Source organism: Paraconexibacter sp., assembly GCF_041602235.1.
Taxonomy (GTDB): Bacteria; Actinomycetota; Thermoleophilia; order Solirubrobacterales; family Solirubrobacteraceae; genus Paraconexibacter.
The window spans coordinates 1-8,846 of the sequence record NZ_JBFIGP010000158.1 but is presented as its reverse complement, the minus strand read 5'-3'; the positions used below and the strand labels follow the sequence as shown (position 1 = coordinate 8,846).

Sequence of the window (8,846 nt, the reverse complement as noted above, 5' to 3'; positions counted from 1 at the left end):
CATCGCGATTCCGTGCGGGGATCCGCTGGCGACGGTCCGTGCGCTGGCCGCCGCGAACCGGACCCTCCCGGCCTGAACCGGGTCAGGCGACGAGCGGGCCCAGCACACGCCGCGCGAACCTGCGCGCAGCGTCCTCGTCCCGGACATCCACCACCGGGCTGGGCACCAGCACGTAGGTCGTCGCCAGGCGGACGAGCACGTCCGCGACCGCGTCGGCGTTCTGCTTGACCCGGGGGGCCGCGGTGTCGGCGCGGATCCGCGCGGCCACGTACTCCCGTCCGAGATCCAGGGGTGAGGGGCTGCCCGCGGTCAGTCGCTCGAGCGCGATCCCGGGCTCGAGTTGCGCCATCCGGACGATGAGCGGGTGCTCGGCCCCGGCACGCACGCACGCGACGAAGGCCTCCGCCACCCGCTCGACCGGATCGTCGACGGCCTCCAGGGTGGCGTCGACGTCCGCCAGGAACCGCCGCAGCTCGCGCAGGATCAGCCGCTCGAGCAGCGCGGACTTCGACGTGAACCGCCGGAACACGGTCATCCGCGCGACGCCGGCGCGTGCGGCGACGCCGTCCATCGTGGTCATCCGCGTCCCGCCCACCGCCACCTCGGCGAGTGCCGCGTCGAGGATCCGGTCGTCGGTGTCGTCACCGGCCGCCCCGTCGAGGTGCCCCGTCTCGGCGACGGCCCGCGCGAGCAGCGACGTCAGGGAGGTCGGGGGCGTTCGGGCCATCGCGAGCATCGTACGGCCCCCGCGCGGACCGATCCCCGATCGGGGGTGGTACTCGACCGCGATCAGGAGTACCATCGCCACATGTCCTCGGTCCTGCCCGACCCCAGCGAGGCGCACCGCTTCGCGGTCGACCCCTCCTCGATCACCTGGCGTCGCGCCGGCGACGCCCGCGCCATGACCGGCGCCGGCACCGCGCTGATGCTCCAGGTCGCCCATCCGACGGTGGCGGGCGGGGTCCGGGACTACTCGGATTTCGTCGGCGACCCGTGGGGCCGGCTCTTCCGCACGCTCGACTACGTGAACCTGCTCGTCTACGGGGGGCCCGAGCGTGCCGCGCAGACCGGTCGCCGGATGCGGGCGATGCACACAAAGATCAAGGGCGTCGACCCCCAGGGCCGCCGCTACCACGCCCTGGAGCCCGAGGCCTACGCCTGGGTCCACGCGACCCTGGCCGTCTCGATCGTCGCCGCGCACCAGCGCTTCGGGCGCCCGATGACCCCCGAGCAGACCCGCGTCTTCTGGTCGGAGTGGCGCGGCCTCGGCCGCCTGCTGGGCATCCGCGAGCGCGACCTCCCCGAGAGCTGGGGCGCCTTCCAGGCCTACGTCGCCGAGATCATCGACACCCGGCTGGAGCGCAACGACGTCGTCGACCTCGTGCTGCAGACGATCGTGGAGCCGGCCGCGCCTCCCATTCCCGGCCTCGGCCCGCGGACGTGGGGCACCCTGCGGCGCCCCGCCGTCCGCACCCTGCAGCTCGCCACCGTCGGGCTGCTCCCGGAGGCCGCGCGCTCGCGGCTCGACCTGCACCTCACGCCGAGCCAGGAGCGCGAGCTGGCGATCCTGGGCGCCGTGGCGCGCGCGACCACCCCGGTCATGCCGCGCTCCGCCCGCGCGATGGGGCCCGCCTACCTGAAGTGGCGCCGGCGCCAGATCGACCGCGGGCACTTCGGCAGCGGACCCGAGTACGTGCCCACGCCGCGCGCCGCCGCCGCCTGACGCAGCAACACGGCACCGCGGACGGCGCCCGCGACCGACGCGGGCTCAGCCGATGCGGACCGGCGTGCCCACCGGCACGCGCGGGTACAGGTCCTTCACGTCGGCGACCCGCATGCGGATGCAGCCGTGGGAGGCCCGGGTGCCGATCGAGTACTCCTGGCCCGTGCCGTGGATGCCGACGCCGTTGACGATCCCCATCCAGCGGGCCTTGAGGGGGTTGGAGGCAGAGCCGCCGGCGACGGTCGTCCCCTGCAGCTCACCCGCCCACGGCGAGTTGGGGACCGACCAGGCCGGGTTGACCTGCTTGTTCTGGATGCGGAACAGGCCGCTCGGGGTCGGGTAGGCGGGCTGGCCCACCGCGACGCCGTAGGTCTTCGAGAGCCGCAGCCGCTTGAAGACCCGGAGCTTGAACTCGCGCTTGGAGACCGTGACCACGGTGCCGTAGGTGCGCTTGAGGACCTTGTAGGTCACCTTCGGCTTGACCGAGCTCACGCGCTGCGTGATCCAGCGCGTCTGTCGCGGGTTCTGCAGCGCGGCCTTCACGATCTTCTCGGTGCCCCTGGTGTCGAGCTTGCGTCCGTTGCGCGAGCCGCGCACCTTGAGCTTGCGCAGGCCGATGCGGACCGTCGCGTTGCGCGGGCTGCGCGCGACCGAGCGGGCCACCCCGCGCGCCCAGGAGCGGATCGCCAGCGTCGAGAACGTGACCTTGAGCGGCACGTCGATGCCGGCGGCGGACCCACCGCCCGCGGCCGCGTCCGGCGCCTTGGCGTACAGCGCGCGCTTGGCGGACGTCAGGGTGTCGAAGTTCATCCGCACCGTCTCGGCGTCGAGACGGAAGCGCCGCCCCGCGACCTTGAGCACGACGTCACGCCGCACCTTGGCGCCGATCAGCCGCTCGAGCTTGGCGGATGCCTCGGTGACCGTCAGGCCGCCGACGTCGACGCCCCCCGCCGAGATGCCGGGGGCGATCCGCCGTTCGTCCGGCGTGGCCGGACCGGCGGGGCCCGTCGGGGACTGGGCGGCGGCCGGAGCAGCGGGCAGCGTGGCTGCGACGCCGGCGAGGGCGCACAGGAGGGCGAGAGGGCGGGTCGTCACCCGTCGAGGGTAGCGATCCCGCCGGGTCGGCCTCACCGCTCAGCGCGTGGCGGCAAGCTCCGTTGCAGGCGCGAACTCGAGCAGGAGGTCGACGAACCGGTCGGGCACCTCGAGCTGCGGGCAGTGCCCGACGTGCTCGAGCAGCTCGTAGCGGGTGTCCGGCAGCGCCTCGAGCAGGTGCCGCGCGCCCGTGTGGCTGACCATGCGGTCGCGGTCCCCCCAGATCAGCAGGACCGGGACCTCGATCCGCTCGAGGCGGAACGGCATCGAGAGCTCCGGCAGCATGCGACTGCCGGTCGCGAGGATCCGACGCAGGTCGCGCCGGGTCGTCAGGTGCTGCGCGAACGCGGCGACGACCTCTCCACGCGCCGCGCGCGGCGCCGCGAACGCCAACTGGCGGAAGGCCTCCCCCACGACCGTCCGGAAGACGGGGGCCGGGAGCGGCGCCTGCAGCAGCAGACGGACCAGGCGGTCGCTCTGCACGGCGCGGAACCACCCTGGGTGGTCGAACCCGGCCGGCGCGACCGGCACCGCGGCGACGATGGGCAGGTCCGGATCCTGCGCCAGCCGGAGCGCCAGGCACCCGCCGAGCGAGTTGCCGCCCACGACGACCGGCCCGTGCTCCCGCGCGACGTGCAGCACCGCGGCCGCGCCGAACGCGTCGAGCTGGGGAAGGACCTGCTCGTCGCGCGCCAGCCGGGACGCCTGCCCGAACCCCGGGAGGTCGAAGGCCAGGACCCGGCGGTCGTGGTGCGCCAGCAGGTCCAGCGCCAACCTCCAGGTGTCCGCGCTGTCCGAGTAGCCGTGGAACAGCAGGACCGGCGGGCCCTGTCCCTCGAGCTCCAGGACCCGGGTGCGCACGCCGCCCAGGTCCAGCCGGTATTCGATCAACGGCTGCTTCACCGGGCCATTGTTGCGTGCCTCCCAGACGCCGGGTCGCACTCCCGGCCTGGGATCATTGCCGGCGTGTCGACCTCCGGGCAGGCCCGTGACGAGCGTGGCGGATGGACTCCGAGACTCCCGGAGGGCGTTCTCGACCGGCTGCGCGCCGACCCGGTCCGGGCCCCCGAGATCATCGCCCTGGCGGCCGCCGACCGCCACGGCCCGACCGCCGCGGCGTGGCTGGAGGAGATGCGCGACCGGTACCGGCTCGGGCCGCACGACCTGGCCCAGCGGACCAAGAGGAAGCACGCGAACCTCGCCCGGCTGGGTGGGGCCGCCACCGGTGTCGGCGGCTGGGTGACGGTCGTGCCCGATCTCGTCGCCCTGGCCTGGATCCAGTCGCGCATGGTCTTCCACGTGGCCGGGTCCTACGGCTTCGATCCCCTCCACCCGATGCGCCCCGCCGAGCTGCTCGTGCTCCAGGAGCTCTACGACACGCCCGAGGAGGCACGCGCGGCGCTCGACGGCATCGGCACCCCGATGGCGTCCGCGTACGTCGGCAGCAAGCTGGCGGGTGGCCGGGAGCGCGCGCTCACGACCACGCTCCTGCGCATGGTGGGCAAGCGGGTCGGCGGGCGTGTCGCCGGCCGGCTGGTCCCGGGCGTCGCGTCGGTCGTCAACGCGGTGGGCAACGAGCGCGAGACCCGGGCGCTCGCCGACCGGGCGATCACGTTCTACGGCGGGTGACCCTCTAGCCTGGGTGGATGACGGGACGCGTGCTCGTGAGCTTCATCCGGACGTGGCTTCCCGCGATCGTCGTCGCCGGGGGCGTCGTCCTGATCCTCGTCCGCCGTGACGACATCGGCCTGGAGGGCGGTGCGGGGATCATCGGTGCCGGCCTGTCGATCTGGCTGCTGAACGTGCTCATGCGGGTCGGATTCACCAACGAGGGCGACCGCGCCGAGGAGGAACAGGCCCGCGCGTTCTTCGACCGCCACGGCGTCTGGCCGGACGAGGCCTCCGACGATCTGCGGGCCCGCGACCGACGGGGCGGACGGCACTCCTGACGGGCCTCGACGAACGTACGAGCCCCGCGTTCGCCAGGAAAGCGTACTGTCGCATGCATGCTCAAGCTCTATGCCTGTCTCACGTTGACCGTCATAGCGCTTGCCGCGCACGCGACGGTGGCCCACGCGACGACCGTCTTCGTCGACAGCGACGGCAATCTGCAGGTCCTGGGCGACACGCACGGCGCGGACCTGGACATCAGCGGTCCCGCCCCCGGGACCATCAGGGTGGTCGACGCGAGCGTCGACGACGACCTCCAGCCGGGAGCGTCGGCACCGGGGCAGGACGCATGCACGGAACCGACGCCCGAGACGGTCGAGTGCACCGGGTTCACGTCGCCGAAGACGCTGTTCTTCTACGGCAGCCCCGCCGGGGACAGCGTCGATGTGCAGAGCACGGTCCCGCTGCGCGCCGAGCTGTACGGCCGGGCGGGCGACGACGTCCTGCTGGGCGGCCCCGGGGCCGACCGTCTCGGAGGCGGGACCGGGAACGACGACGTGGACGGCCGCGAGGGCAGCGACCTGGTCGACAACGGGTACGACGACGTGTTCGGCATCACCGACCGCGACGGCGCCGACACCTACACCGACAGCGGGACCTCCGGCACCGACATGGTGAACTACGGCCCCCAGACGGTCGGGGTCCAGATCTTCATCGACGGGCAGCCCAACGACGGTGCCGACGGCGAGGGCGACAACGTCCTGGCGGGCTTCGAGCGGCTGCGCGGCACCGGCTTCAACGACACGATCAGCGGCGGTCCCGCGGCCGAGCAGATCTTCGGCTCCGACGGGGACGACTCGATCTCCGGCGGGGCCGGCGCCGACCGGCTGGAGGGCAACCGCGGGAACGACACCGTGAACGCGGTCGCCGGCGACGTGGACGTCGCGGTGCTGTGCGACTCGGTCTCGGACGCCCCGCCGGCCGGAACGGCGGACGTCGCCCACGTCGACGAGGGGGATCCGACGCCCCAGGGCTGCGAGACGGTCCACGGCCCTGCGGTCCAGCCTCCGCCCTCGCCGGGAGACCCGCCACCGCCCGGCGCCGGCCCGGGCCCCGCGCCGGGACCGGCCCCTGCTCCGCCGTCCGGATCCGGCGCGGGTCCCTCGGGACCGGTGCTCGGAGCGCCGGTGTCCACGGCCGCGATCTCGCGCATGCCGCGCGTCACGGGCCGCTCGTTCGCGTCCGCGCACGCGCTGGTCCTGCGGAAGCTCGCGAACGCCGAGATCGACCTCGACTTCCGGAAGGGGTGCCGCGCGAGCTCGGACCTCGAGATCGTCCAGCAGCGGCCGCTGACCGGAGCGTCGATCCCGAACACCGCACGTGCGCCCGTCGCGGTCAGGCTGGTCGCGTGCCTGGCCGAGCGCGACTTCCTGCGGGACTGCGACCTGGCCGACCTGAGGTCCGACATCCGCAAGCTGCCGAAGGCGTCGCTGGACGCCGAGCTCGGCCTCGCGCTCGCCAGGACCGTGGGCCGGTGCAAGGTCGACTACGACATCCGCCTGCAGAAGGCGGCGGAGGAGGCGAGCGTCCGGCTCGCGGCCCAGAAGGAGGAGACGCGCCGCGACGCGGAAGGCACGCGGCTCGCGAAGCAGCCGGGCAAGCGCGACGCCGAGCTGCGGCTCGGCCTGAACTGCCCGGTGCCGGGCGACCTGCGCATCGCGGTGGCCGACGGCTACACGCCGGATCGCCGGGCGCTCGGGCTGCGGGCCAGCGGTCCCGGCGGGTGGACCCTCCCGGCGGAGCATCGCTCCTTCATCGAGGTGACGGTCATCGACCGGGCGCTGCACTTCCCCGAGGCGACCGTCTACACCGACGCGGACGCCGTCTCCTACCTGAAGACGCCGCCGAAGCGGACCTCGAACGGTCGCGTGCAGATCGCGCTGGACCCGTACAAGGGCGCAGGGAAGATCCGCCTGTGCGTGGTCCAGACGACCGGGAGCGACAAGGTCCTCACCGGCGCCATCGAGATCACGGTGGTCAAGCGTCCGGCCAACGGCTCGATCTGGGAGACGACGAGCGGTCGCCGGCTGAAGATCACCGCCGACGGCCCGGTCCTCGCGAAACCGGCGTCCCGGCCGGTCGCGCGCAGCGCCGGCCTGGCGGAGATCTGGGACCTGATCGTCGGCCTGTTCGGCGGGCGCAGCCGGAGCATCGCGGCGGCCGGGGGCGGAACGGCCGAGGAGAAGCGCCAGCGCCTCGTCGACACGTACGCCGGCCCGAAGTACGGCGCCGCGCAGATCAGCCTTGACGGCCGGCTCTCGTCGGACCCGGCGGCCCCGACGATCCGCAACGGCCCCTGCGCGGCCGTCGATGCCAAGGGAGCCATCCGGCCGCTCACGTGCCCGCAGCTGCAGGCCGTGAACGGAACGGCCGTGGTCGGCACCCGCCTCGGCGGGAACGGGCTCGTCGCGGCGGGCGCGGGGAACATCGTGGCGGCCGGTGCGGGGAACCTCGTGGCGGCCGGTGCGGGGAACCTGATCGGACTCGACGGGGGGTCGCTGATCGGACACGACGGATCGACCCTCATCGGGCCCGACGGCGGAACGCTCGTGGGCATGGACGGTGCATCGGTCGTGGCGGCGGGCGGCGATCTCGTGGCGGCGGGGGGCGGCAACGCGATCGCGATCGCTCCCGCCCACATCGTCGCGGCCGGGGCGGGCAACCTCATCGGGCAGGACGGCGGGTCGCTGGTCGCGGCGGGCGGTCTCAACTAGTACCGGGGCGGCGTTCCTCGCGGATCGTCAGATCCGCGAGGTGGCCGCCGACCTGCTCATATGCAGGTGTTTCCGCCCGAAGCCCGACCCGATGCGTCCGGCGCCACCCCTACCGTTCCTCCCGTGCTGCTCCGTGACCTCGCTCCCGGCCCGATCGACCAGGTCGTCCTGGTACGCGGTGCCGAGCGCAGGCGCAAGAAGGACGGTTCGACCTTCCTGCGCGTGACCGTCGGGGACCGCACCGGCACCGTCGCCGCGATGGTGTGGGACCACGCCGAGGAGCTCGCCGAGCAGCTCACGCCCGGGGCGGTCGTGCGCGCCCGCGGAACGCTCGAGGACAGCCCGCGGTACGGCCGGCAGCTCAAGGTCGAGGCATGGGCGCCCGCCCCGGCCGGCAGCTACGACCCGGCGGACCTGCGCGACGGCCCGCCCCGCCCGTTCGAGCGGATGGAGTCCGATCTCGAGGACCTCCTGGACACCGTGCAGGACCCGCACCTGCGGGCGCTGCTGGACGCCGTCCTGGGCGCCGACACCGAGACGGGCGCCGCCTTCCGGATCGCGCCTGCCGCGAAGCGGTTCCATCAGGCCTACCAGCACGGACTGCTCGAGCACTCCCTGTCGGTCGCGCAGTCGGTCAGCGCGATCAGCGCGACCTTCCCAGGGATCGACCGCGAGGTCGCCGTGACGGGCGCGCTGCTGCACGACATCGGCAAGCTCGAGGCGTACACGCTCGATCCGGACGCTCCGGACATGACCGACCTCGGTCGCCTGCAGGGCGAGATCCCGCTGGGCTACTACCGGATCCGGCGGCTCATCGAGGACCTCCCCGGGTTCCCGGCCGCGACGGCCGAGGCGATCCTGCACATCATCCTCAGCCACCACGGCACGCTGGAGCACGGCAGCCCGGTGGTGCCCTGCACCCGTGAGGCGACGCTCGTCCACATGATCGACAACCTGGGCGGCCGCCTCGGGTCCTTCGACCGGCTGGAGAAGGAACTGCCTCCCGGGGCGGAGTGGTCGGGGTTCGACCGGGCGCTCAGCGGCAGCGCGTACTTCCCGCACCGCGAGGGCACCGGGCCAGGCGACTCAAGCGACGTCGCCGCCGCCTGACGCCCCGGGGGCCCCGCTGCGATCGGCGCGCTCCTCGTCCAGGATGCGCCGCAGGTCCTTGGCCGCGGCATCGATGCGCTCGACGTAGTCCGCTCGCTCCTGCGCGGACAACTGGTCGCCGCGCTTGCGCAGCAGGTCGGAGAAGCCGAGCACCAGGGTGAGCGGGGTGCGGAGGTCGTGGACGAGGCGGATCAGCCGCTCCTGCGCGGCCGGATCCGGCGAGCCCTCGGCACCCATCAGTCGTCGTCGTGCTG

At 73.7% G+C, this 8,846-nt stretch carries 9 protein-coding genes; 5 read left to right on the top strand and 4 right to left on the bottom strand.

The genetic code is table 11. The annotated features are described in order from the left end of the window. Positions 1-82: 82 nt before the first annotated feature. Positions 83-727: a TetR/AcrR family transcriptional regulator gene (locus tag ABYE80_RS13020; protein WP_372790714.1), complete on the bottom strand. Its 645-nt coding sequence runs from the start codon at positions 725-727 to the stop codon at positions 83-85. An 81-nt stretch (positions 728-808) separates the two neighbouring features. On the opposite strand from ABYE80_RS13020, the gene ABYE80_RS13015 reads away from it, so the two are divergent. Further along, on the top strand, positions 809-1,723 hold the full coding sequence (locus ABYE80_RS13015) for an oxygenase MpaB family protein (RefSeq protein WP_372790713.1): 915 nt from the start codon (positions 809-811) through the stop codon (positions 1,721-1,723). A 45-nt stretch (positions 1,724-1,768) separates the two neighbouring features. On the opposite strand, the gene ABYE80_RS13010 is transcribed toward ABYE80_RS13015, so the two are convergent. Beyond that, positions 1,769-2,818, bottom strand: coding sequence for a L,D-transpeptidase family protein (locus tag ABYE80_RS13010; protein WP_372790712.1), 1,050 nt, complete (start codon positions 2,816-2,818; stop codon positions 1,769-1,771). A 39-nt stretch (positions 2,819-2,857) separates the two neighbouring features. After that, the gene (locus tag ABYE80_RS13005) at positions 2,858-3,721 is read right to left on the bottom strand and encodes an alpha/beta fold hydrolase (protein ID WP_372790711.1); all 864 of its coding nucleotides are present in this window, start codon (positions 3,719-3,721) and stop codon (positions 2,858-2,860) included. Between the two features lie 63 nt (positions 3,722-3,784). Here ABYE80_RS13005 and ABYE80_RS13000 point away from each other — a divergent pair, with 63 nt between their 5' ends. The 4 genes from ABYE80_RS13000 to ABYE80_RS12985 all read left to right on the top strand — a co-directional run bounded on the left by ABYE80_RS13000 (position 3,785) and on the right by ABYE80_RS12985 (position 8,592). After that, positions 3,785-4,447: an EcsC family protein gene (locus ABYE80_RS13000; RefSeq protein WP_372790710.1), complete on the top strand. Its 663-nt coding sequence runs from the start codon at positions 3,785-3,787 to the stop codon at positions 4,445-4,447. Between the two features lie 17 nt (positions 4,448-4,464). After that, the gene (locus ABYE80_RS12995) at positions 4,465-4,767 is read left to right on the top strand and encodes a hypothetical protein (protein ID WP_372790709.1); all 303 of its coding nucleotides are present in this window, start codon (positions 4,465-4,467) and stop codon (positions 4,765-4,767) included. Positions 4,768-4,824: 57 nt separating this feature from the next. After that, entirely contained in the window at positions 4,825-7,482 is a 2,658-nt protein-coding gene (locus ABYE80_RS12990; RefSeq protein ID WP_372790708.1) for a hypothetical protein, read from the top strand. Between the two features lie 123 nt (positions 7,483-7,605). Beyond that, on the top strand, positions 7,606-8,592 hold the full coding sequence (locus ABYE80_RS12985) for a 3'-5' exoribonuclease YhaM family protein (RefSeq protein WP_372790707.1): 987 nt from the start codon (positions 7,606-7,608) through the stop codon (positions 8,590-8,592). Here ABYE80_RS12985 and ABYE80_RS12980 read toward each other — a convergent pair. Further along, positions 8,569-8,846: histidine kinase dimerization/phospho-acceptor domain-containing protein (locus ABYE80_RS12980; RefSeq protein WP_372790706.1), on the bottom strand; the 278-nt coding region annotated here is incomplete at its 5' end. The two genes, ABYE80_RS12985 and ABYE80_RS12980, sit on opposite strands and share 24 nt — an antisense overlap.

What these genes read in the sequence shown, in the direction of transcription:
- ABYE80_RS12995 (WP_372790709.1), top strand. Translation starts at nt 4,465, where the DNA reads ATGACGGGACGCGTGCTCGTGAGCTTCATCCGGACGTGGCTTCCCGCG.
- ABYE80_RS12990 (WP_372790708.1), top strand. Translation starts at nt 4,825, where the DNA reads ATGCTCAAGCTCTATGCCTGTCTCACGTTGACCGTCATAGCGCTTGCC.
- ABYE80_RS13020 (WP_372790714.1), bottom strand. Translation starts at nt 727, where the DNA reads ATGGCCCGAACGCCCCCGACCTCCCTGACGTCGCTGCTCGCGCGGGCC.
- ABYE80_RS13015 (WP_372790713.1), top strand. Translation starts at nt 809, where the DNA reads ATGTCCTCGGTCCTGCCCGACCCCAGCGAGGCGCACCGCTTCGCGGTC.